The sequence below is a fragment of the Pseudomonas sp. NPDC088444 genome (assembly GCF_044900175.1).
GTDB lineage: Bacteria > Pseudomonadota > Gammaproteobacteria > Pseudomonadales > Pseudomonadaceae > Aquipseudomonas.
In genome coordinates this window covers 238625-261057 of record NZ_JBJDNK010000007.1, presented here as the reverse complement: position 1 = coordinate 261057, position 22433 = coordinate 238625, and the positions used below count along the sequence as shown (strand labels likewise).

Here is a 22433-nt window from a genome sequence, read left to right as displayed (position 1 = left end):
GCCCTTGCCCGAAGGAAGAAAAATGAATCTGCCCCCCCGTCAACAGCAGATCCTCGAGCTGGTCCGTGAGCGCGGCTACGTCAGCATCGAAGAAATGGCCCAATTGTTCGTCGTGACTCCGCAAACCATCCGGCGCGACATCAATCAACTGGCGGAAATGAATCTGCTGCGTCGCTATCACGGGGGCGCGGCCTATGACTCCAGCATCGAGAACACCGCGTACGCCATGCGCGCCGATCAGATGCGCGACGAGAAACAGCGCATCGCCGAGGCCATTGCAGCGCAAATCCCCGATCACGCTTCGCTGTTCATCAACATCGGCACCACCACCGAATCCATCGCCCGCGCCCTGCTCCACCACAACCACCTGAAAATCATCACCAATAACCTGCATGTGGCGTCGATCCTCAGCGGCAAGGACGACTTTGAAGTCTTGCTGGCGGGCGGCAACGTGCGCCGTGATGGCGGCGTGGTGGGTCAGGCCAGCGTCGATTTCATCACTCAGTTCAAGGTGGATTTTGCGCTGGTGGGCATCAGCGGCATCGACGAAGACGGCAGCCTGCTGGACTTCGATTATCAGGAAGTGCGGGTATCCCAAGCGATCATCGCCAACGCGCGTCAGGTGATCCTGGCGGCGGACTCCAGCAAATTCGGACGTAACGCGATGGTGCGCCTGGGGCCGATCACCCTGATCGACTGCCTGGTGACCGATCAGGCGCCCGTGCCTGCGTTGGCGCAATTGCTGGCGCAGAACAAGATTCGGTTGGAAGTCGTCTGAACAACGCATATTCCTGCGTCTGCCCGAAGGGCGTAGGAGTCCAGCTTGTTGACGATCTGCCGGACACCGGCAGCAAAACCAGGCGATCTGGTTGGCTCGGGTACACCGCGACATCAGGATTTACTGCCGCTTCGCGCCAGATCGCGGGCAAGCCTCGCTACGCCCTTCGGGCAGAATCAAAGACAAATCGCGATTAACCATTCCTCTCAGGTTTATACATCCAACCGACCATGCTCATGTTCGCTTTTGTTCCTTTCCCGTTCTCCTAATCAGTATTTTCAATCACTGCCGAGTGGTGAGGTGTTCTTTATTGCGTTACTATTTTCGAAAATGAACGCAAATGTTCGAATTCGCCAAAATCGAACATGATCGAATTTCCCACAGGAGGCCCCGATGGCCCAGTCCGCCTTGCCCACCCCGCCCCTTTCCGAGGTATACGACATTGCCGTGATCGGCGGTGGGATCAATGGTGTCGGGATCGCAGCGGACGCCTCCGGTCGTGGCCTCTCGGTATTCTTGTGTGAGAAGGACGACTTGGCCAGCCACACCTCGTCGGCCAGCAGCAAGCTGATCCACGGTGGCTTGCGCTATCTGGAGCATTACGAATTCCGTCTGGTACGCGAAGCGCTGGCTGAGCGTGAAGTGTTGTTGGAGAAGGCGCCGCACATCGTCAAACCCATGCGTTTCGTGTTGCCTCATCGCCCTCACCTGCGTCCGGCCTGGATGATCCGCGCCGGTCTGTTCCTGTACGACCATCTGGGCAAGCGCGAAAAACTGCCTGCGTCGAAAAACCTGCGCTTCGGCGCCAACAGTCCGCTGAACAGCTCGATCACCCGCGGTTTCGAATACTCTGACTGCTGGGTCGACGATGCCCGTCTGGTGGTGCTCAACGCCATGGCTGCCCGCGAAAAAGGCGCGCACATTCACACCCGGACCCTCTGCCTCGGTGCCCGTCGCAGCAATGGTCTGTGGCACCTGAATATGGAGCGCGCCGATGGCAGCCTGTTTTCAATTCGCGCCAAAGCGCTGGTGAATGCTGCGGGTCCCTGGGTCGCCAAGTTCATTCGTGAAGACTTGAAGCTTGAGTCGCAGTACGGCATCCGCCTGATTCAAGGCAGCCACCTGATCGTGCCGAAGCTGTATGAAGGCGAAAACGCGTTCATTTTGCAGAACGAAGATCAGCGTATCGTGTTCGCAATTCCCTATCTGGAGCAGTTCACCATCATCGGCACCACCGACCGCGAATACGCGGGCGATCCTGCGAAAGTGGCAATCACCGAAGGCGAGACCGATTACCTGCTGAAAATCGTCAACGAGCACTTCAAGAAGCAGCTCAGCCGCGATGACATCATCCGCACCTATTCGGGCGTGCGTCCGCTGTGCAACGACGAATCCGACAACCCGTCGGCCATTACTCGCGATTACACGCTGTCGCTGTCGGGCAGTGCTGAAGAAGCGCCGATCCTGTCGGTATTTGGCGGCAAGCTGACGACCTACCGCAAGCTGGCCGAGTCGGCGATGCAGCAACTGGCGCCATTCTTCCCGCAGATGAAATCGAGCTGGACCGCCAAGGCCAGCCTGCCCGGCGGTGAAAACATGACCACTCCATCGGCGCTGGCCACCGAGCTGCAACAGCGCTGCAACTGGCTACCCGCCGAGATGGCCAAACGTTGGGCGATCACCTACGGCTCGCGCAGTTGGCAGATCGTTGATGGTGTGCATGGGCTGGCGGATATGGGCGAGCACCTGGGGGGCGGGCTTTACAGTGCGGAGGTAGATTATCTGTGCAGGGCTGAATGGGTCACTCAGGCAGAAGACATTCTCTGGCGCCGGACCAAGCTCGGGCTTTTCACCACGGTGGAAGAACAGCAGAACGTGCAGGCGTACCTCGATAAGGTGGCTCACCATAAAAGCACCATAGCGGCTGCGTGACCCCCTGCCCCTACACTGCGCACTCCGGTGGGAGATTCTATGTTGCCTGGTCAAACACCTTCGTCGGAACGCCGCCCGCACCAAGGCGGCTCCCACAGGGATCGCGCCGAACTTGAATCTCGTTATCGACGCTGAATCTGTGGGAGCCGGCTTGCTGGCGAAAGCGTCGTGCCAGCTGACTCATCTGTCACTGAACTACCGCATTCGCCAGCAAGCCGGCTCCCACAAGTGCAGCGTCAACCTTAAAACCCCAGCACGCATCACTTCCATTCGGATTTCCGAACACCCCTCCCCTCGCCTATTCGGCATCCCGGACAGCAAAACGCTTTTCCGTGACTGAAACAGAATAAATTTCCTTTACTTTCAATGAATTAATAGCTGTCACGTCCTTGGCATGACTCATGCTCTACACTCATCCACGATTGCTCCGATGTAGCGTGCCGCCTGATTGGGCCGCCGTTGTAGCGTTCTGAAACGATAGGGCCGACCCAACACCGGACCCATAAGAAAAACAAAGTCGAGGATTAACAGATGCGTATCGTTCCCCACATTCTGGGCGTGGCCATTGCAGCCGCCGCTTTGATCAGCACCCCAGTCTCTGCTGCAGAACTGACCGGCACCCTGAAGAAAATCAATGATTCGGGCACCATTACCCTCGGTCACCGCGACTCGTCGATTCCGTTCTCTTACATCGCAGACGCGTCGGGCAAGCCAGTCGGCTACTCCCACGACATCCAGCTGGCGATCGTTGAAGCGATCAAGAAAGACCTGAACAAGCCGGACCTGAAGGTCAACTACAACCTGGTCACGTCGCAAACCCGTATCCCGCTGGTCCAGAACGGCACCGTCGACGTTGAGTGTGGTTCGACCACCAACAACGCCGAGCGCGCACAGCAAGTCGACTTCTCGGTCGGCATCTTCGAAATCGGTACCCGCCTGCTGACCAAAGTCGGCTCTCCATACAACGACTTCGATGACCTGAAAGGTAAAAACGTCGTGACCACTGCGGGCACCACGTCCGAGCGCATCATCAAAGCGATGAACGCCGACAAGCAAATGGGCATGAACGTCATCTCTGCCAAAGACCACGGCGAGTCCTTCCAGATGCTGGAATCGGGCCGCGCTGTCGCCTTCATGATGGACGACGCCCTGCTGGCAGGCGAAATGGCCAAGGCCAAGAAGCCAACCGACTGGCACGTGACCGGCACTCCACAGTCCTATGAAATCTACGGTTGCATGGTTCGCAAGGACGACCCTGCGTTCAAGAAAGCCGTGGACGACGCCATCGTAGGTCTCTACAAGTCGGGCGAAATCAAGAAGATCTACGACAAGTGGTTCACCCAGCCAATCCCGCCAAAAGGCCTGAACCTCGAATTCCCGATGAGCCCAGAGCTGCAAAAGCTGATCGAGAACCCGAACGACAAGCCTGCTCCTGAGAAGAAGGCGTAAGTCCTTTCCTTCACACGCGACAAAAGTGAAAGCCTGACTCCCGGAGCTGCAATCGGCTCCGGAAGCCGCTGCAAAGCGGTGTGCGTGCATAACGATCGATCAGAGGGGAGACCCTGATGAATTACAACTGGGACTGGAGCGTATTCTTCAAGTCCACTGGCGTGGGCAGCGAGACCTATCTGGACTGGTACATTTCCGGTCTGGGCTGGACCATCGGCATCTCCATCGTTGCCTGGATCATCGCCCTGGCGCTGGGTTCGGTGCTCGGTGTCATGCGTACGGTGCCCAACCGCATCGTGTCGTCAATCGCCACGGTTTACGTGGAAATCTTCCGCAATGTGCCACTGCTGGTGCAGCTGTTCATCTGGTACTTCCTGGTACCCGACCTGCTGCCCGAAAACCTGCAGGAGTGGTACAAGCAGGACCTTAACCCGACCACCTCGGCCTTCCTAAGCGTTGTCGTGTGTCTGGGTCTGTTCACCGCCGCACGGGTGTGCGAACAAGTGCGCACCGGTATCCAGGCGTTGCCGCGCGGCCAGGAATCCGCCGCCCGCGCCATGGGTTTCAAACTGCCGCAGATCTACTGGAACGTGCTGCTACCGCAGGCTTACCGGATCATCATCCCGCCGCTCACCTCCGAATTCCTCAACGTGTTCAAGAACTCGTCGGTGGCGTCGTTGATCGGCCTGATGGAGCTGTTGGCGCAAACCAAACAGACCGCCGAATTCTCCGCGAACCTGTTTGAAGCGTTCACCCTCGCCACCCTGATCTACTTCACCCTGAACATGAGCCTGATGCTGCTCATGCGTCTGGTCGAGAAGAAAGTCGCGGTGCCGGGCCTGATCTCCGTGGGAGGCAAATAATGGACTTCTCTGGAGTCATTCCGGCCATTCCAGGCCTGTGGAACGGCATGCTCATGACCCTGCAACTGATGGTCATGGGCGTGATCGGCGGTATCGTCATCGGCACGATCCTGGCGCTGATGCGTCTGTCCCACAACAAGGTGCTGTCGAACATCGCTGGCGCCTACGTCAACTACTTCCGTTCGATTCCTCTGCTGCTGGTCATCACCTGGTTCTACCTGGCGGTGCCGTTCGTGCTGCGTTGGATCACCGGGCAAGACACGCCCGTGGGCGCGTTCACCTCCTGCGTCGTGGCGTTCATGATGTTCGAGGCGGCGTACTTCTGCGAGATCGTGCGCGCCGGTGTGCAGTCGATCTCCCGTGGCCAGATGGGCGCAGCGCAGGCACTGGGCATGACCTACGGCCAGATGATGCGTTTGATCATCCTGCCCCAGGCGTTTCGCAAGATGACCCCACTGCTGTTGCAGCAGAGCATCATTTTGTTCCAGGACACCTCGTTGGTGTACACCGTCGGCCTGGTGGACTTCCTGAACTCGGCCCGTTCCAGCGGCGACATCATCGGTCGCTCCAACGAATTCCTGATCGTTGCCGGTCTTGTGTATTTCACCATCAGCTTCGTGGCCTCGCGTCTGGTCAAGCTCATGCAAAAAAGGTTAGCCGTATGATTTCCATCAAAAATATCAACAAGTGGTATGGGGACTTCCAGGTGCTGACCGACTGCAGCACCGAGGTCAAGAAAGGCGAAGTGATCGTGGTGTGCGGCCCATCGGGTTCGGGCAAATCGACCCTGATCAAGTGCGTCAACGCGCTGGAGCCGTTCCAGAAAGGCGACATCGTGGTCGATGGCACCTCGATTGCCGACCCGAAAACCAACCTGCCCAAACTGCGTTCCCGTGTGGGCATGGTGTTCCAGCATTTCGAGCTGTTCCCGCACCTGACCATCACCGAAAACCTGACCATCGCGCAGATCAAGGTCCTGGGGCGCAGCAAGGAAGAGGCCACCAAAAAAGGCCTGGCGCTGCTGGAGCGCGTCGGTTTGTCCGCACACGCTCACAAACACCCTGGCCAACTGTCTGGCGGTCAGCAGCAACGTGTGGCGATTGCCCGCGCGCTGGCGATGGACCCGATCGTCATGCTCTTCGACGAACCGACCTCCGCGCTCGACCCTGAAATGGTCAACGAAGTGCTCGACGTGATGGTGCAGCTCGCCCACGAAGGCATGACCATGATGTGCGTGACCCACGAAATGGGCTTCGCTCGCAAAGTGGCTGACCGCGTGATTTTCATGGACAAGGGTCAGATCATCGAAGACTGCGCCAAGGAAGAGTTCTTCGGCGATATCAACGCCCGTTCCGAGCGCGCCCAGCACTTCCTGAACAAGATCCTGCAGCACTGATTGATTTAAGCCTCACAAGGGCGCAAAACCCGCTGGCCGTTCGTGTCGACATCCATGACACGGGCGGCTGGTCGGTCCAGGACGACTGTGATGAAATGCGATCCACCCCTTAGTACGCCGCCATCACTGACTGTGAAACCCCGCCTGATTCGCCAACTGTTCCTGCCGCCGCTGATCATCCTGCTGATGATTGCGCTGGGTTACTTCACGTACCTGTACAGCGAAAAGAACGGCATCAAATCGCTCAGCGAGAATGGCGCGCGCCAGCTTGAACTGCACGCCCGCACCGTCGAAAGCGAAATCAACAAATACAACTACCTGCCCAGCGTGCTGGAGCTGGAGTCCAATGTTTCCGAGCTGCTCAACGACCCGTCGCCGGAGTTGAGAGCCAAGGTCAACGATTACCTTGAAGGCCTGAACCGCCGTAGCCGCAGCCGTGCGATCTACGTGCTCGACACCACGGGTCGAGTGCTGGCCACCAGCAACTGGCGCGACGCCGACAGTTATCTGGGCGAGGACCTGTCGTTTCGCGCCTACTACCAGGACGCCATTCGCGGGCTACCGGGCCGTTTCTATGGCATCGGCAGCACCACCGGCGAGCCCGGCTACTACCTGGCTCACGGGCTGGAAGAGAAAGGCAAGATCATCGGCGTGGCCGTCATCAAAGTGCGCCTGGAAGCCCTGGAGGAGCGCTGGCAACGGGCGCGGCTGGAGGCTTTCGTCAGCGATGAAAACGGCATCATCATCCTGTCCAGCGACCCGGCGCGGCGGCTCAAATCGGTTCGTCCGCTGACGCCGCAGATCAAGGAGCGTCTGGCCCGCAGCCTGCAATATTACTGGTGGCCGCTCAATGAACTGGTGCCGCTGGAGCGCGAGTTGATCGCTGACGGCGTGGAGAAACTAACGTTCCCCGCCAACAGCAGCGTCGATCACGAGCACACCGTCGTGAGCTATCTGGCGCAGACCCGCGACCTGGCCGACACCCCGTGGCACTTGACCTTGCTCACGCCACTGGAGGACTTGCGCCGCGAAGCCGCCAATCAGGGGATGCTGGTCGCGGTGGCGTGTGCGCTGGTGGCCTTTTTGCTGATTGCCTGGAACGAGCGGCGCAAGGTGATCGCCACCCGCCTGGCCGCTCGCGAAGCGCTGGAGCAAGCCAACAACGAACTGGAGCGCCGGATTACCGAACGCACTGCCGACTTGCGCGCCAGCAACGAACGTCTCAAGGGGCAGATTCGCGAGCGACGTCAGGCCGAAGAGACGTTGCGCCAGGCACAGGATGAACTGGTGCAGGCGGGTAAACTGGCGGCCATCGGGCAGATGTCCACCAGCATCGCCCATGAACTGAATCAGCCGTTGGCGGCGCTGCGCACGTTGTCCGGCAATACCGTGCGCTTCCTTGAGCGCGGCGCGCTGGATACAGCGAGCGCCAACCTGCGCACGATCAACGATCTGGTCGACCGCATGGGCCGTATCACCGCCAGCCTGCGCGCGTTTGCCCGACGTGGCGAAGACAAGGGCCAGGCGTCGCTGAGCAAGGCCGTCGACGCCGCATTGCAACTGCTCGCCGGGCGTCTGGAAAACAGCGCGCTGGAACTCAATCAGCATTTCGATGAAGTGGAGCTGGCGATTGACCAGACCCGACTGGAGCAGATTCTGGTCAACCTGATCGGCAACGCGCTGGACGCCATGCAAGCCCAGCCACTGCCAGTGCTCTGGTTGCAGGGTGATCTGTTCGAAGGACGCTATCGTCTGCGCGTACGCGACAACGGCCACGGCATCGACCCCGAGGCGCGCAAGCATTTGTTCGAACCGTTTTTCACCACCAAGCCGGGTGAGCAGGGGCTGGGGTTGGGCCTGACGCTGTCTGCAAGCCTTGCAGCGGCAGCGGGTGGCAGCCTCAACGCCGAAGACCCGGCCGAGGGCGGCACGATGTTTGTGTTGATTTTGCCGCTGGTGGATCGCGGAGCGACACAGGTATGAGCCGTGTTTCAAAAATCCCCGTCGCCCCAAACATTTTCGCGAATGAATTCGCTCCCACAGGGGAACGCGTTTTATCTGTGGGAGCGAATTCATTCGCGATGAAGGCAACGCTGACGAACTGGATGTGCACATGAACACTGAACTGACCGTCCTCATCGTCGAAGATGACCCCCATGTCCTGCTCGGCTGCCAGCAGGCGCTGGCGCTGGAGGACATTCACAGCCAGGGCGTGGGCAGTGCCGAGGAAGCGCTGGCGGTGGTCGGCGATAACTTCGCCGGGATCGTCATCAGCGATATCCGCCTGCCAGGCATCGACGGGCTGGAACTGCTCAAGCGCCTGAAGGAGCGTGATCGCACGCTGCCGGTGGTGTTGATTACCGGCCACGGCGATGTGTCGATGGCCGTGGGCGCCATGCGCGACGGTGCCTATGACTTCATGGAAAAGCCCTTTTCCCCCGAGCGCCTGGTGGACGTCGCCCGGCGTGCGCTGGAGCAACGCGGGCTGGCGCGAGAGGTCTGGTCGCTGCGCAGGCAACTGGCCGAGCGTGACTCACTGGAAGGCAAGATCATTGGCCGTTCAGCCGCCATGCAGAACCTGCGGGCGCTGATCGCCAACGTCGCCGACACCTCGGCCAACGTGCTCATCGAAGGCGAAACCGGGACCGGCAAGGAACTGGTCGCCCGCTGTCTTCACGACTTCAGCCGTCGCCAGACCCATCAATTCGTGGCGCTGAACTGCGGCGGCCTGCCGGAAAATCTGTTCGAGAGCGAAATCTTCGGCCACGAAGCCAACGCCTTCACCGGCGCGGGCAAGCGGCGCATCGGCAAAATCGAGCACGCTCACAACGGCACGCTGTTTCTCGACGAAGTGGAAAGCATGCCGATCCCCCTGCAAATCAAGCTGCTGCGGGTCTTGCAGGAGCGCACGCTGGAGCGGCTGGGTTCGAACCAGAGCGTGGCAGTGGATTGTCGGGTCATTGCGGCGACCAAATCGGATCTGGCCGATCTGAGCAAAGCCAACCAGTTCCGCAGTGACCTGTATTACCGGCTCAACGTCGTGACCCTGGAACTGCCGCCCTTGCGCGAACGCCGTGAGGACATCCTGCAACTGTTCGAGCATTTCCTGCAGTTGTCCTCGCTTCGTTTTGACCGTGAGCCGCCGCAACTGGACCCGCAGACGATGTCGGCGCTGATGAGCCACGACTGGCCGGGCAACGTGCGTGAGCTGCGTAATGTGGCCGAACGGTATGCGTTGGGGTTGCCTGCGTTCAAGAAGTCAGGCTTGTCGACGCAAGCGCAGAGCCTTGGGTTCTCGGAGGCGGTGGAAGCCTTCGAACGAAATTTGCTCAGCGAGGCCTTGCAGCGTAGCGGCGGGAATCTGAGCCAGGCCAGCCAGGAATTGGGCATGGCCAAGACCACGTTGTTCGACAAGGTGAAGAAGTACGGGTTGGGGTGATCACCCTGTAGGAGCGTGCTTGCCCGCGATGAACGATGACACGGACTGCCGGACAGACCTCATCATCGTTCATCGCGGGCAAGAGCGCTCCTACAGGTATTACGCATGGCGCAGATGCTTGTGTTGTTCGTTCAGCCCCCGTTCAAACCCTTGGCCCACCCTTTGCAATCCCCCTGAAAGGCCCGCCCGGCTGGTGTTCATGCCTGTGAACCCGGTGTCTTGGGCGGCATTTGATGGGTGAAGGCAACCTTGAACATTCTCGATCTCGATCACAGCCTCACGCAGCAGGCGCCAATCAAAGACCGTCTGCATGACGGTCGTGCTACCCGGCTGGATTTGCTTGCGTTCGGCCCACAACTGCGGCTTTGGTCCACCGAAGCCAACTATCGCCGGTTTGCCGATCACCTCAGCTATCGCGCCAGGCCGCTGGGCAATCGTCCGGAAATCTTCTTCGTAGGCTCCGGCGACTACCATCATCTAACCCCTGCCCTGCTCACGGATCTGCCTGAGCCGGTCACCCTGATTCACTTCGACAACCACCCGGACTGGGTGCACTTCGCTCCCAAACGCCACTGCGGCTCGTGGGTCAATCGGGCACTGAAGCTGCCCCATGTGAAGCGCATCATCACCCTTGGCCCGTGCAGCGACGACCTGCAAAGCCCGCAACTCAAGGGTGGTAATCTCAGCGCCTTGAAACGTGGCGACTTACAGCTGTTCCCCTGGCGTCATCCGCCGTCGAAAGTCTGGGGCAGGATCGGCGACGGCCCTGGCCATCAGCAGCTCGATGGCCATCTGCACTGGCACAACCTGGCCGAAGTCGACTGGCCCATCTTCCTTGAACAGCTGATCGCCAGCCTGCCCACCACAGCTGTGTGGATCACCGTCGACAAAGACGTACTGGCCAGCGAAGACGCCGCCACCAACTGGGATCAGGGCGGCATGCGCCTGACTCACCTGCTCGATGCAATCAGCGCTTTGGGCACTCACACCCGCGTGCTGGGCATTGATGTGTGCGGTGAATTCGCGCCCCCTGCATTCAGCAATCCGCTGAAACGCTGGGAGGCGAAGTCCGATCAGCCACCGGCCGAACGCTGGAGCGAGGCGGACATTGCGCGTAATGCCGAGACCAACGCAGCGCTGATCACGCTGTTCGAGGAGCTGTTTCCATGACCCCGACTGTCGTGCTGCTCACCGCGCTTTCGATCCTGCTGGATGTCATCGGCCAACTGGCGTTCAAGCTCGGGCTGGACCGTTTGCCCGAGCAGGAAGGTGGCTTTCGCCTGCGCAGTTTCTGGGTGCAGATTGCCGGGGCGCCGATGCTCTGGTTCGGCGTCGGCGCCTACACCCTCGAATTCATCACCTGGTTGCTGGTGCTGTCGCTGGCGCCGCTGAGTCTGGTGTTTCCGGCGGCGAGCCTGAGTTACGTAGGTGTGGTGCTGGGCGGGCGTCTGGTGCTCGGCGAGCGAGTCAGCCGTCGTCGCTGGCTTGGCACGCTCGTCATCACGGCAGGCGTCATGCTGGTCTGCGCCACGGGTGCATGAGGTGTTTATGACACAGATTCAATCCGTTTCTGGACCGACCTCACCGGTCATGTTGGCTGATAGGTCGCAATTGAGTGTTGAAGTCAGCCACAGCATTCATCGCGTCAGCCGCACGGACTGGGCACATTTGGAGAGCGATCCGCTGGAAGGTTACGACTATTACACCGCCGTCGAGGATGCCGGGCTTCCGGGCATCGAGCCGCGCTATTTCATGATTCGCGACGGGCAGCGGTTGATTGCCGTGGCCCCGGCGTATCGGCATCGGGTGCCGCTGCATCAGGTGCTCGATGGCGTGCTGGCGAAGCTGTTGGGGCATCTGTCGGTGTCGATATTGGCGGTCGGCTCACCCGTGACTGAAACGTGCTCGATCGCCTGTGCCCCGGACTGGCTGGCCCGTAGCTCAGAGATCATGCAGGTGTTGGTCGAGGCGTTACGTCGGCAATCAAAGCTTGAGCGCACCTGGCTGTACCTGTTCAAAGACGTCGCTGAAGAACGCGTGACCTTGCGCAACGCACTGGAACAACTCGGTTTTGCTCGTATTGCAGGCATGCCGCGCACCCTGTTACCACTGCCATATGCCGATCTTGAGGGCTATTTCGCAAGCCTCAGCCGAACCACGCGCAAGGGGCTCAAGCGCAAGCTCAGTGCGCCTTCGGAGCTGCGCATTGAGGCGCGGCAGCATCAGGTCGACGATGTGATCGAACGCATGCTGGCGTTGTATGCGGATACCGTTGCACGCAGTGGTGAAGAGATCGAGCCGCTGACTGCTGACTACTTTCGTGCCGTGCTGGCGAAACTCGGTGAGCGCGCCACCTGCTACCTGTTCTGGTCGGGTGAGCGACTGATCGGCTTCAACCTGTTGCTGGGCGATGGTACGCGGCAGATCGATAAAGTCTTCGCCTCCGACGGCACCGCCGCCCGCGAGCACAACCTGTATCACAGAACCTGGCTGGCCCATGTCGAGCGCTGCATCGAGCAGGGTATCCCGGCGTTTGAAGCGAGCCAGGCGGCGTACAGCGAGAAGTTGCGGCTGGGTTGTCGTTTGTTGGGCAATGACCACTACCTTCAACACCGCAGCCGCTGGATGACCCGATTACTGGGCTGGGTAGCGCGTGAGGCAGGGCTGGATCGATCGGACGTTATCGCAGAGGACAATCATGGGTGAACAGGCATTGAATGAAAAACCGGCCTGGCGCTGGTTGGAGAGCCGCGCCGCGAGCGTTGGGTTATGGGCGCTATTGATCGGTTTCGAAAGCGCGGCGCAACTGGCGCTGAAGGTCGGTGGCGACGCCTTGACGAGCCTGCCGTTCGGGCTGGATTGGTTGCTGGCATCGCTGACCAACCTTGCGGTGCTGGGTGCGGTGGGCTGCTACGTTGGCTCGTTTCTGAGCTGGATGCTGATCCTGCGCCGCAGCAGCCTTTCGCTGGCGTTTCCGTTGAGTTCGCTGGTGTTCGTGGTGGTGTTGCTGGGGTCGTGGTTGTGGCTGGGTGAGCACATCAGCCCGCTGCATTGGCTGGGGGTGTGGGTGATCATTGGCGGAATTGCGTTGTTGGCGGAGGGAGAAGCCTGAAGCGACTCAGGCTTTTGATTCTGGGCGTTAATTGTGCTTTGTGTGATCCACCAAAAAACCCAACCCATGGGACACGGGTATTTCCTTCACCCCCATCATCCGTTGCTGGTCCTTGATCTCCTTGTGAAACGCCTTGACTTTGGTCCAGTGCATTTTCGGCCGGTAATGGTGTTCGGCGTGGTAGCCGTTGTTCATCCAGATCACGTTGTACAGCCTGCTGTATGAACTCACGCCCCAGGCAATCGGCAAATCCGGGTTACCGCCCAGATGCTCGTAGTAGCCGTTCAACGACGACAGCGATTGCCCCAAATACCAGAACGGCAGCAGCCACAACACCGCATGCCAGTCGTAAATCGCCAGGGCGATGTACGCGGCGACGGTCACGTAGATTTCCACCTTGGCCCAGCGCGCATCGTCCGGGTGTTTGCGCTTCATTTCCTCGTAATAGCTCTTGGGTTCGTCGCGAAACGCGCTCAGGAACACATAGCGCCACAGGGCCTCAGGCTCTCCGTTGTGGCCGTAGCGATAGATCGACAACGGATCGACGGTTTCGCCCTTTTCGTTGGGCCGGTCGGAGTTGCCGCGATGGTGGCGGTTGTGGATATCACGGTACATGGTTTGCGAGAAACCGATGGTCACCGATAGCAGCAGATCGAACGCCCGGTTCATGCCCTTGTGGGTGAAGTACGGGTTGTGGATCTGGTTATGGGAAATGCTGTTGATGCTCCACGACAGGCTGACGGCATACACCAACGCCAGTGGCACGATGGCCCACCACGACAAGCTGTGAAAGGCCACGACCAGCCACAGCACAAACGCAAAATGCGCCAGCGCCATAGCAATCGGGACCAGGTCCCAGAGTGAGTACGCGAGCCAGCGGTAAACAGGACGAGCCATGAAGAACTTCCTCGAAAACGATGAGTTCTTCGGGTCATTGCAAGGGCCAGACCAACCCCAGCGCTACTTGAAGTGATACGCCACCGCAACGTCCAGCTCGCCCTGATTCAGCCGACCTTGCTGGCGGACGATGCTGCTATCAGCCGCCGATCCCACCAGATGAATCCAGCTGGCGCTGGTGATCAGCGACCAGTTCGGCGCCAGCGGGAAGGCCAAGCTCTGAGTGAGGGTCAGGTTCTGAAACCCGCCGCTGGCGTTATAGGGCCGAATGCCCGAGGCCAGTGATTCCGGGCCACTGACACCGAAAAAGGTCTGCGCCTGTTCGGCGTTGGCGTAATGGGCGGCCAGGGTCGTGCCGCCGAAAACACCGCGTCCCAACGGATAATCCAGCTCACCGCCCACCCGTCCCAGCACCCCGCCTTGCCCGCTGCTGCCGCCGAACGTACGACCGACTTCAGCGAACACACGCCACGCATCCGAAGGGCTGTACTCGACGAAACCGCCGACTTCGCCCATGTCGGAGACGTCCTTCAAACCATGCAGCGCCCCGTTTGCCGTACGTCCTTCGACGTAGTTGACGAACGGCCCGACGCTCCAGCCGTTAGCCTTCACCGCGTCCCAGGACAACCCCTCATCGGAGCTGAGATTGACCCGACCCCAGGACAGGTCCAGGTAGGGAATGGGCCGGGTTTCATAGCGCGTGCCGGTGGGGTCGTGAGGCTGATACGCGACACCTGTGCCGACATCACCGGTCAGCGAATCGGCATGGCATAACGGGCTGAAATACGCGGCGCAGAGCAGGCCCACGACACACAGGTTGCGCTTGAAAGAGGAAGGCAGGCAGGTCATCGCAAAAGCCTCGGGACGGCGAACATGCGCGCATCAATCCCCAAAGCCTGCGCCCCGTGCAAGCACTGATGTTGTTTGTAGCGAGCTACAAAAATTGTAGCTTCACGCGCCTCCTGACCCGCCCCTCCACCTTCAAAGCCCCAGTGAGCCGGGCTCTCAGTCCCTTGGCACAGTCCCTGCTCTTGCCCTCTCACGAGCAATACGGCGACCCGTTCGCCCTGCTCACTCTCTGGACAAGACAGGCAAACGCAGATGATGCATTGGCATATCGTGTGTGACTTCGACGGGACGATCACCCCGACGGACGTGATCGACAACATCCTCGAACGCTTCGCTCACCCGAGCTGGGCAGACATCGAAGATGAATGGCTCAGTGGTCGCATTGGCTCGCGTGAATGCCTCAGCCGCCAACTGTCATTGGTCAAGGCATTCCCCGCGCAACTGCTGGCGTACTTCGACAGCGTGACCATCGACCCGGACTTCCCCGCGTTCGTCGAGCACGTACTGGCCTTGGGCGCCACGCTGGACATCGTCAGCGACGGCCTGGAACAAGGCATTGCTCGCATCCTCGCCCGTCATCAACTGCCGCTGTTGCCGATCATCGCCAACGGCCTGCGTCAAGTGGACCAGAACAGCTGGCGCATCGTCTTCCCTCACGCCAGCGATGCCTGCCGCGCCGCGTCGGGCAACTGCAAATGCAAATCCACGCCCAACGACAAACGTGTGTTGGTGATCGGCGACGGCAAGTCCGACATGTGCGTGGCCAGCACCGCTGATTTCGTTTTTGCCAAGGGCCGTCTGGCCGAGTACTGCGCCGCCAACGGCATCCCCCACGCCCGCTTCAACTCTTTCGCTGAACTCCCCGCGCTGGTGGCCCTGCTGCCTCACAACCTGCCCGCGCCGGTCGTACACCTCCCTACCGAATCCCAGGAACGCTTCCACCATGTCTGATATCCGCATCGCCACCGCCGAAGACCAGATCCTTCTGGAAAAAGAAGCCAAATACTGCTCGTATGGCGACACCGTTCATTACATCGAACCACCGCGCATTTTCAGCCGCTGCGAAGGCTCGTACGTCTACGACACCAGCGATCAGGCCTACCTCGACCTGCAAATGTGGTACTCGGCGGTGAACTTCGGCTACGCCAACCCACGCCTGAATAATGCGCTGAAACAGCAGATCGACACCCTGCCGCAAATCGCCAGCCAGTACCTGCACAAGGGCAAGATCGAGCTGGCGGAAACCATCGCCGTGGACGCCAGGAACAAGTTCGGTCTGGACGGTCGCGTGCACTTCAACGTCGGCGGTTCGCAGTCCATTGAGGACTCGCTCAAAGTGGTGCGCAACGCCAGCAACGGCAAGAGCCTGATGTTCGCCTTCGAAGGCGGCTACCACGGTCGCACTCTCGGCGCGTCGTCGATCACCTCCAGCTACCGCTATCGCCGCCGCTACGGTCACTTCGGTGAGCGCGCGCAATTCATCCCGTTCCCGTATCACTTCCGCGGCCCGAAAGGCATGACCAAAGAGGAGTACGGCAGCCACTGCGTGCAACAATTCGCCCGCTTGTTCGAGACCGAATACAACGGCGTGTGGGACCCGAAAGTCAGTCAAAGCGAATACGCCGCGTTTTATGTCGAGCCGATTCAAGGCACGGGCGGCTACGTGATTCCGCCGATGAACTTCTACAGCGAACTCAAGCACGTGCTCGATCAACACGGCATCCTGCTGGTGGTCGATGAAATCCAGATGGGCTTTTACCGTACCGGCAAGCTGTGGTCGATCGAGCACTTCGACGTCAAACCCGACGTGATTGTCTTCGGTAAAGCACTGACCAACGGCCTCAATCCGCTGGGCGGCATCTGGGCCCGTGAAGAGCTGATCAACCCGAAAATCTTCCCGCCGGGCTCGACCCACTCCACCTTCGCCTCCAACCCGCTGGGCACGGCGGTGGGTCTGGAAATGTTCAAGATGACCTCGGAAACCGACTACGGCGCGATGGTCATGAACAAGGGCAAATACTTCCTCGAAGGCCTGCGCGACCTGCAAAAGCGCTACCCGATCATCGGTGATGTCGACGGTCTGGGGCTGGCGCTGCGGGCAGAGATCTGCCAACCGGACGGCTTCACCCCGGACAAGGCCACGCTGGATTTCATGGTCGAGGAAGGCATGAAAGGCGACATCGAGATCGACGGCAAACGCCTGGGTCTGGTGCTCGACGTGGGCGGTTACTACAAGAACGTGATCACCCTCGCGCCCTCGCTGGAAATCAGCTACCACGAGATCGATCTGGGCATCGCCCTGCTCGACCGTCTGCTGCACCGGGCCATGCAACGATGAGCCAGACGCCCTCGCACATCGCGATCGACATGGGCGAAGGCGATGCCGGGTTCATTCTCGGCAGCGGCGACGTGGGCGTGTTGCTGATCCACGGCCTGACCGGCACCCCGACGGAGTTGCGTCGGGTGGCCCAAGGCCTTGCGGACCGGGGCTGCACGGTGTACGTGCCAACCCTGGCCGGGCACTGCGGCAACAACGACGACTTGCAACGCACCCGCTGGACCGACTGGTACGAAAGCGCCCGTCGTACCTTCGTCGGCGTGCGTCAACGCCACCGTCAGGTGTTCGTCGGCGGCCTGTCCATGGGCGCGGTCATGTCGATGCACATGGCCGCACAACACCCCGGTGAAATTGCCGGGCTGTTGCTGTATTCCACGACCTTGCGCTACGACGGCTGGAACATGCCGTTCGTGGCCAAGTTCACGCACATTTACATGATGGTGCCGTTCGGCGTGCATGTGTGCCGCTTCAACGAAAAGTCGCCTTACGGCATTAAGAACCCACGCTTGCGCGCCATCGTCGAAAAGCAGATGAAGGAAGGCGAAAGCAGCAACGCCGGGCTGTTGACCATGTCCGGCATCAGCGTGCGCGAACTGCATCGGCTGATCGCCGTGGTCAAACGGAACATGCCCCACGTCAACACCCCTGCGCTGGTGCTGCACTCGCTGGAGGACGACATCACCAGCCGATGGAACGCCGATTATGTGGAGCGCCATCTGGGCGGGCCGGTGGTCAAGGTGCTGCTCGACAACTGCTATCACATGATCACCGTGGACCTGGAATATCGGCAGGTCATCGACTTGAGCGCGTCGTTCATCGAGACACGCGTGCAAGCCGGTTTACCGGTCGAAGCGGCGACAGACGCTGCGCTGTTCAATGACCTACCGGGTATCGACGATCACCCTCAACTGGCCTGAACCATGATCAGCACCCACGCCTTTTCCAGCATCCGGTCCATTGATCGCGAGGCCTGGAACGAATGCTTTCCCGACCAACTGGAAGACTGGGATTTTTACTGGGCAGTCGAACAGGCCGGCGTCGAAGGCTTCACGTGGCGCTATCTGGCGGTGTTCGACGGTCCGACGTTGTTGGGGGTGGTCCCGGCGTTCGTCACCTGCTATCGCCTCGACACGACGATTCAGGGCGTGGGCAAACGGGTGACGGAACACATCAACCGGGTGTGGCCGGGGGTGTTCGATCTGCGCATGTACGCCGTTGGCTCGCCCGTCGCGGAACGCTGCAACGCGGGAACTGCTCGCCACGTCAGTGGGCCGTTGCGCCAGGAGGTGTTCAACCGTCTGTTGCAGCGGGCGCAGCAGGATGCCGACGATCTGGGCATCGGCCTGTTGGCCGTGAAGGATGCGCCCGCCGACGAGCCTCTGTGGGCCGAGACGTGCAGCCTGGCCGGACTGCAAAACATGCCCGGCCTGCCCAGCGCCTTGCTGGCCGTCCCGTACCCGTCGTTGGACGCCTACCTGGGCTCACTGGGCAAATCCACCCGCAAGGACCTGCGGCGAACCCTGCGCGGCCCTGCGCCACGCATCGAGTGGCGGCGACAGATCGACGACGTACTGCCCGAGATCATGCAACTCTACGAAGCGACGCTGGCACGCAGTGATCTACAATTCGAACGGCTCGGTCCTGGCTACTTCACCGGCCTGCTCGACCAGCTCGGCGAGCGCGCAGTATGCGTGCTGTACTGGATCGACGAGCGGCTGGTGGCGTTCAATCTGATGCTGCTGGACGAGCATCGCCTGATCGACAAGATTTTCGCCCATGACCCAAATCGCACTCGGGAGTACAACCTCTATGCACGCAGTTGGCTGGCCAATGTCGAGTACTGCATCGACCATCGCATTCCCGTGTACGAAGCCGGTCAAGCGGGCTATGCCAGCAAGATTCGCTTCGGTTGCCGTTTCGCGCCCAACCAGCTGTTCTTTCGCCACCGTAACCGGTTGCTGAATACATTGCTCAGGCTGATCAGACAAATCATCCGCCCCGACCGATCCGATCCCGCCCTGGCGGCGGCGCTATCACCACTAAGCGACCCTCGATGACTGAGTTTCCCGAACGTTCTGCCCGCTCACTGTTCTCCCTCGTGCGCTGGAGTGTGCAGCGCAAACTGGTGCTGGCGTTCTGGCTGGTCAGCGTGGTTCCGACCATGATCGCCGCCGAACTGGCGGCCTCGACGCTGTCGCAGATTTTCGATAGCAACGTGCGCATCTGGCTACAGGAATCGACCCAGATCGTCATCGACGAAACCACCGAAATCATGCACAACAACGCGCGGGTGGCGCAGTTGTTCCAGGCCTACGCCCGGCCGAATGCCGAAAACGGTGCCAAGCGCGACAAGCTGATTGCCGACGTCGCTGACGCCATGGGGATCGACGTGGTGGCGTTGATCCGCAGCGACGATCACAAGGTCATATTCTCCACCGCTGCCGACGACATCGTCAGTCAAATCAGTCTGGCCCCCAAGGCCGTGCTGCAAACCATCCACGAAGGTGGCAGTGCCGTGGGCACGGTGGTTTCGACCTTTCATACCGTTGAGGGCGGGGTCGATTACGAGCTGGTGATCGCGACCTATCTGGACAGCAGTTTCCTGACCAGCGTGGCGGATGTGCATTCGCTGGACCTGCGTCTCTACCTGCGCAACAGCAACGGCTTCGGCGAGATTTTTTCCACCCAGCGCTTCGAAGATCATCCTCCGCTGGTGCCTGCGCGCATCGAGGAGATTTTGCGTACGACCAAGGCGTCCAGCGAGCAGTCCACCGCACGCTACAGCGGTTTGTATTCGCCGATACTCAACGATAACGGCGAGCTGCAAGGGGTGATTTTCAGCGGCCTGCTGCGGCACTCGTCGCTGGTGGGGCTGGTGAATCAGACCAACCTGTTTCTGGCCATTTTCCTGGTGGGTTCGGCGTTGTCGCTGGGCGTGGGTTCTCTGGTCTCCCAACACCTGACCCGCCCGTTGCGAGGCCTGCGCGAAGGCGTAAAAGCCGTGACGGCGGGAGACTACCACCAGCAGGTCGAGGTCATTGGCAGCGACGAACTGGCCGAGTTGAGCGTAACCTTCAACCACATGACCGAACGCCTGCGCGAATTGCAGCATCTGGAAGCGCAACTGCGCCGACGTGATCAGCTGCACACGCTGGGCGAAGTGGCGATGGGGCTGGCCCATGAAATCCGTAATCCACTGGGCATCATCAAAACCGCCACGCAATTGCTGCATCGCCGCGCCAGCCTGCCGGAAGCGGACATGCGCCATCTGGAGTACGTGATTTCCGAGGTGACGCGAATCAATGACCTGATCACCGAATTCCTCGATTTCGCCAAGCCCAGCGCACCGATTCGCGCGACGCAATCGGCGCGTGGTTTGTTGGAGGACGTACTGGGTTTCTGCGGACCGGAACTGGCCACCCACAACATCGAAGCCGCCATTGACGAACAGTCCGTGGGCGCCACGGTATACGCCGACGCGCGGCAGCTGACTCAGGCCTGCCTGAACCTCATCCTCAATGCCATTGATGCCATGCCGGAAGGTGGGCGCTTGACACTGGCCATCGCTCGCGAAACCGGAGATAGCGAGCGCCCGATCACCCGCATCAGCGTGACCGACACCGGACAAGGTGTGGACCCGGAAGTGATTCAGCGCATCTTCAATCCATTCGTGACGACCAAAGCGTCAGGCACCGGGCTGGGGTTGGCGAAAGTGTTTTCGATCATGGAGAACCACGACGGTCGTGTAGAGTGCATCAGCGAACACGGCGCTGGCGCCACGTTCAACCTGTACCTGCCCGCCGACGAAGGAGAACAGGCATGAGCCACAATGTGCTGGTGGTCGACGATGAACCCAAGCTCTGCGACCTGCTGGCCTCGGCTTTGAGCCAGAACGGCATTCAGGTGTTCACCGCCGGGAACGGGCTGCACGCGCTGACCGTGCTGGAGCGCGAAGAAATCGACCTGGTGATCAGCGACTGGCGCATGCCCGGCATGGACGGTCCGCAGTTGCTGGCGGAAATCAAACAGCGTTTCCCGCAACTGCCCGTCATCGTCATGACCGCCTACAGCACTGTGAAGAACGCTGTACAGTCAATGCGCAACGGCGCCTATGACTACATCAGCAAGCCGTTCGACATCGACGAACTGGACATCACCGTGCACAAGGCTTTGCAGTTTCGCGACATCCTGCGGGACAACCAACGCCTGCGCGCCGAGCTGGATGAGCATCAGCAGATCGAGAGTCTGGTGGGCGAAAGCTCCGCGTTCCGGAAAGTGTTGCAGGCAGTGGACTCGGTGCGAGAAAGCAGCGCGACCATCCTGCTGACCGGCGAAAGCGGCACCGGCAAAGAGATGGTCGCCCGAGCCATCCACAAACACGGCAACCGCGCGGACAAGCCGTTCGTGGCGGTGAACTGCGCAGCGATTCCCGAAGGGCTACTGGAAAGCGAGATGTTCGGCCACAAGAAAGGCGCGTTCACTGGCGCGGTGTCGGACCGTATCGGGCGCTTCCAGCAAGCGGACAAGGGCACGCTATTTCTTGATGAAGTGGGCGACATGCCGCTGGCGTTACAAGCCAAGATCTTGCGCGCGTTGCAGGAACGGGTGATCGAGCCGGTAGGTGATCCGCGTGAGCGCAAGGTCGACGTGCGGGTGATCGCCGCCACCAACAAGGGGTTGCTGGAAGCGGTGGCGCGCAAGGAGTTTCGCGAAGACTTGTATTACCGCCTCAACGTGTTCCCGATTCCGCTGCCCGCCTTGCGCGAGCGGGTGGAAGACATTCCCGCCCTCGCCCGTCATTTCGCCCATGTGCTGGGTGCTACGGCGGGTAAACGCATCACAGGCTTCAGCCCCGAGGCCTTGTTGGCCATGGCCAATTACCCGTGGCCAGGTAACATTCGCGAGCTGCAGAATTGCGTCGAGCGCGCGACTATCGTCGCCTCGTCGCAGACCATCGAAGAGTCGGATTTGCCCGCGTACCTGTTTGGCGCAAAGCCATTGGAGAGCTCCACCGCCAGCATCCTCAGCGACGGACCCGGCATCCCCAGCGACCTGGATGCTGCACTGGCGGAGGTTGAAAAAGCCTACATCCTCGCCGCCCTGCACGAGTCGAACGGCGTCCAGGCCGCTGCCGCGCAGCGCATCGGGATTTCAGAGCGCAGCCTGTGGTATCGACTGAAAAAGCTGGAGATTCATGTGGACAAGATTGTGCGATGAGCTGGACCCGCGCAGTCAGCGTTTGATTCTGCCCGCAGGGCGTAGGAGCGAGGCCTGCCCGCGATCTGCTGCGCAGCAGCAGTAAAACCGGACAACCGCGTTGTGTCAGGCCCTCCGCGCGCACAAGGTTTACTGCCGCCGCGCGCCAGATCGCGGGCAAGCG

20 protein-coding genes are annotated in these 22433 nt (G+C 60.4%); 18 read left to right on the top strand and 2 right to left on the bottom strand.

The features are described from left to right. Nucleotides 1-22: 22 nt before the first annotated feature. The 12 genes from ACI2KB_RS15980 to ACI2KB_RS15925 all read left to right on the top strand — a co-directional run bounded on the left by ACI2KB_RS15980 (nucleotide 23) and on the right by ACI2KB_RS15925 (nucleotide 12969). Nucleotides 23-778 carry a DeoR/GlpR family transcriptional regulator gene (locus tag ACI2KB_RS15980; RefSeq protein WP_404636135.1) on the top strand — a complete coding sequence of 252 codons (756 nt, stop codon included), beginning with the start codon at nucleotides 23-25 and terminating at the stop codon, nucleotides 776-778. 393 nt (nucleotides 779-1171) lie between these two features. Beyond that, on the top strand, nucleotides 1172-2710 hold the full coding sequence (gene glpD, locus ACI2KB_RS15975; protein ID WP_404636134.1) for a glycerol-3-phosphate dehydrogenase: 1539 nt from the start codon (nucleotides 1172-1174) through the stop codon (nucleotides 2708-2710). A 531-nt stretch (nucleotides 2711-3241) separates the two neighbouring features. Next, nucleotides 3242-4159 (top strand): glutamate/aspartate ABC transporter substrate-binding protein, encoded by a 918-nt coding sequence (locus ACI2KB_RS15970; protein ID WP_404636132.1) that lies wholly within the window; start codon nucleotides 3242-3244, stop codon nucleotides 4157-4159. 116 nt (nucleotides 4160-4275) lie between these two features. Further along, nucleotides 4276-5022 carry an amino acid ABC transporter permease gene (locus ACI2KB_RS15965; protein WP_404636130.1) on the top strand — a complete coding sequence of 249 codons (747 nt, stop codon included), beginning with the start codon at nucleotides 4276-4278 and terminating at the stop codon, nucleotides 5020-5022. Continuing rightward, complete coding sequence (locus ACI2KB_RS15960) at nucleotides 5019-5687, top strand: amino acid ABC transporter permease (RefSeq protein WP_404636265.1); 669 nt, start codon at nucleotides 5019-5021, stop codon at nucleotides 5685-5687. Before ACI2KB_RS15965 ends, ACI2KB_RS15960 begins: the two co-directional genes overlap by 4 nt. Beyond that, a complete protein-coding gene (locus ACI2KB_RS15955; protein ID WP_404636128.1) occupies nucleotides 5684-6418 on the top strand; it encodes an amino acid ABC transporter ATP-binding protein in 735 nt (244 codons plus the stop codon). Before ACI2KB_RS15960 ends, ACI2KB_RS15955 begins: the two co-directional genes overlap by 4 nt. Before the next feature lie 90 nt (nucleotides 6419-6508). Next, the gene (locus tag ACI2KB_RS15950) at nucleotides 6509-8401 is read left to right on the top strand and encodes an ATP-binding protein (protein ID WP_404636127.1); all 1893 of its coding nucleotides are present in this window, start codon (nucleotides 6509-6511) and stop codon (nucleotides 8399-8401) included. Nucleotides 8402-8531: 130 nt separating this feature from the next. Then, the gene (locus tag ACI2KB_RS15945) at nucleotides 8532-9857 is read left to right on the top strand and encodes a sigma-54-dependent transcriptional regulator (RefSeq protein ID WP_404636126.1); all 1326 of its coding nucleotides are present in this window, start codon (nucleotides 8532-8534) and stop codon (nucleotides 9855-9857) included. Nucleotides 9858-10106: 249 nt separating this feature from the next. Then, nucleotides 10107-11027 (top strand): arginase, encoded by a 921-nt coding sequence (locus ACI2KB_RS15940; RefSeq protein WP_404636125.1) that lies wholly within the window; start codon nucleotides 10107-10109, stop codon nucleotides 11025-11027. After that, the gene (locus ACI2KB_RS15935) at nucleotides 11024-11398 is read left to right on the top strand and encodes a transporter (protein WP_404636124.1); all 375 of its coding nucleotides are present in this window, start codon (nucleotides 11024-11026) and stop codon (nucleotides 11396-11398) included. The genes ACI2KB_RS15940 and ACI2KB_RS15935 overlap by 4 nt, the downstream gene beginning before the upstream one ends. A gap of 7 nt (nucleotides 11399-11405) precedes the next feature. Continuing rightward, a complete protein-coding gene (locus ACI2KB_RS15930) occupies nucleotides 11406-12563 on the top strand; it encodes a GNAT family N-acetyltransferase (RefSeq protein WP_404636123.1) in 1158 nt (385 codons plus the stop codon). After that, the gene (locus ACI2KB_RS15925; protein ID WP_404636122.1) at nucleotides 12556-12969 is read left to right on the top strand and encodes an EamA family transporter; all 414 of its coding nucleotides are present in this window, start codon (nucleotides 12556-12558) and stop codon (nucleotides 12967-12969) included. Before ACI2KB_RS15930 ends, ACI2KB_RS15925 begins: the two co-directional genes overlap by 8 nt. 27 nt (nucleotides 12970-12996) lie before the next feature. On the opposite strand, the gene ACI2KB_RS15920 is transcribed toward ACI2KB_RS15925, so the two are convergent. Continuing rightward, nucleotides 12997-13866, bottom strand: a complete 870-nt coding sequence (locus ACI2KB_RS15920; RefSeq protein WP_404636121.1) for a fatty acid desaturase family protein — start codon at nucleotides 13864-13866, stop codon at nucleotides 12997-12999. A 63-nt stretch (nucleotides 13867-13929) separates the two neighbouring features. Then, nucleotides 13930-14715 carry a MipA/OmpV family protein gene (locus ACI2KB_RS15915; protein ID WP_404636120.1) on the bottom strand — a complete coding sequence of 262 codons (786 nt, stop codon included), beginning with the start codon at nucleotides 14713-14715 and terminating at the stop codon, nucleotides 13930-13932. A 252-nt stretch (nucleotides 14716-14967) separates the two neighbouring features. On the opposite strand from ACI2KB_RS15915, the gene ACI2KB_RS15910 reads away from it, so the two are divergent. The 6 genes from ACI2KB_RS15910 to ACI2KB_RS15885 are packed head-to-tail and all read left to right on the top strand — an operon-like array spanning nucleotide 14968 to nucleotide 22270. Continuing rightward, entirely contained in the window at nucleotides 14968-15666 is a 699-nt protein-coding gene (locus tag ACI2KB_RS15910) for an MtnX-like HAD-IB family phosphatase (protein WP_404636118.1), read from the top strand. Then, nucleotides 15659-17053, top strand: a complete 1395-nt coding sequence (locus tag ACI2KB_RS15905) for an aspartate aminotransferase family protein (protein ID WP_404636116.1) — start codon at nucleotides 15659-15661, stop codon at nucleotides 17051-17053. The genes ACI2KB_RS15910 and ACI2KB_RS15905 overlap by 8 nt, the downstream gene beginning before the upstream one ends. Beyond that, complete coding sequence (locus ACI2KB_RS15900; protein ID WP_404636114.1) at nucleotides 17050-17970, top strand: alpha/beta hydrolase; 921 nt, start codon at nucleotides 17050-17052, stop codon at nucleotides 17968-17970. Before ACI2KB_RS15905 ends, ACI2KB_RS15900 begins: the two co-directional genes overlap by 4 nt. A gap of 3 nt (nucleotides 17971-17973) precedes the next feature. Next, nucleotides 17974-19110 carry a GNAT family N-acetyltransferase gene (locus ACI2KB_RS15895; protein WP_404636112.1) on the top strand — a complete coding sequence of 379 codons (1137 nt, stop codon included), beginning with the start codon at nucleotides 17974-17976 and terminating at the stop codon, nucleotides 19108-19110. Continuing rightward, complete coding sequence (locus ACI2KB_RS15890) at nucleotides 19107-20876, top strand: ATP-binding protein (protein WP_404636110.1); 1770 nt, start codon at nucleotides 19107-19109, stop codon at nucleotides 20874-20876. Before ACI2KB_RS15895 ends, ACI2KB_RS15890 begins: the two co-directional genes overlap by 4 nt. After that, nucleotides 20873-22270 (top strand): sigma-54-dependent transcriptional regulator, encoded by a 1398-nt coding sequence (locus tag ACI2KB_RS15885; protein ID WP_404636108.1) that lies wholly within the window; start codon nucleotides 20873-20875, stop codon nucleotides 22268-22270. Before ACI2KB_RS15890 ends, ACI2KB_RS15885 begins: the two co-directional genes overlap by 4 nt. Nucleotides 22271-22433 lie beyond the last annotated feature (163 nt).

Coding starts and splice junctions, on each gene's coding strand:
- glpD (WP_404636134.1), top strand. CDS start 1,172: ATGGCCCAGTCCGCCTTGCCCACCCCGCCCCTTTCCGAGGTATACGAC.
- ACI2KB_RS15950 (WP_404636127.1), top strand. CDS start 6,509: ATGAAATGCGATCCACCCCTTAGTACGCCGCCATCACTGACTGTGAAA.
- ACI2KB_RS15905 (WP_404636116.1), top strand. CDS start 15,659: ATGTCTGATATCCGCATCGCCACCGCCGAAGACCAGATCCTTCTGGAA.
- ACI2KB_RS15900 (WP_404636114.1), top strand. CDS start 17,050: ATGAGCCAGACGCCCTCGCACATCGCGATCGACATGGGCGAAGGCGAT.
- ACI2KB_RS15915 (WP_404636120.1), bottom strand. CDS start 14,715: ATGACCTGCCTGCCTTCCTCTTTCAAGCGCAACCTGTGTGTCGTGGGC.
- ACI2KB_RS15895 (WP_404636112.1), top strand. CDS start 17,974: ATGATCAGCACCCACGCCTTTTCCAGCATCCGGTCCATTGATCGCGAG.
- ACI2KB_RS15945 (WP_404636126.1), top strand. CDS start 8,532: ATGAACACTGAACTGACCGTCCTCATCGTCGAAGATGACCCCCATGTC.
- ACI2KB_RS15955 (WP_404636128.1), top strand. CDS start 5,684: ATGATTTCCATCAAAAATATCAACAAGTGGTATGGGGACTTCCAGGTG.
- ACI2KB_RS15890 (WP_404636110.1), top strand. CDS start 19,107: ATGACTGAGTTTCCCGAACGTTCTGCCCGCTCACTGTTCTCCCTCGTG.
- ACI2KB_RS15910 (WP_404636118.1), top strand. CDS start 14,968: ATGATGCATTGGCATATCGTGTGTGACTTCGACGGGACGATCACCCCG.
- ACI2KB_RS15980 (WP_404636135.1), top strand. CDS start 23: ATGAATCTGCCCCCCCGTCAACAGCAGATCCTCGAGCTGGTCCGTGAG.
- ACI2KB_RS15925 (WP_404636122.1), top strand. CDS start 12,556: ATGGGTGAACAGGCATTGAATGAAAAACCGGCCTGGCGCTGGTTGGAG.
- ACI2KB_RS15965 (WP_404636130.1), top strand. CDS start 4,276: ATGAATTACAACTGGGACTGGAGCGTATTCTTCAAGTCCACTGGCGTG.
- ACI2KB_RS15885 (WP_404636108.1), top strand. CDS start 20,873: ATGAGCCACAATGTGCTGGTGGTCGACGATGAACCCAAGCTCTGCGAC.
- ACI2KB_RS15920 (WP_404636121.1), bottom strand. CDS start 13,866: ATGGCTCGTCCTGTTTACCGCTGGCTCGCGTACTCACTCTGGGACCTG.
- ACI2KB_RS15930 (WP_404636123.1), top strand. CDS start 11,406: ATGACACAGATTCAATCCGTTTCTGGACCGACCTCACCGGTCATGTTG.
- ACI2KB_RS15970 (WP_404636132.1), top strand. CDS start 3,242: ATGCGTATCGTTCCCCACATTCTGGGCGTGGCCATTGCAGCCGCCGCT.
- ACI2KB_RS15935 (WP_404636124.1), top strand. CDS start 11,024: ATGACCCCGACTGTCGTGCTGCTCACCGCGCTTTCGATCCTGCTGGAT.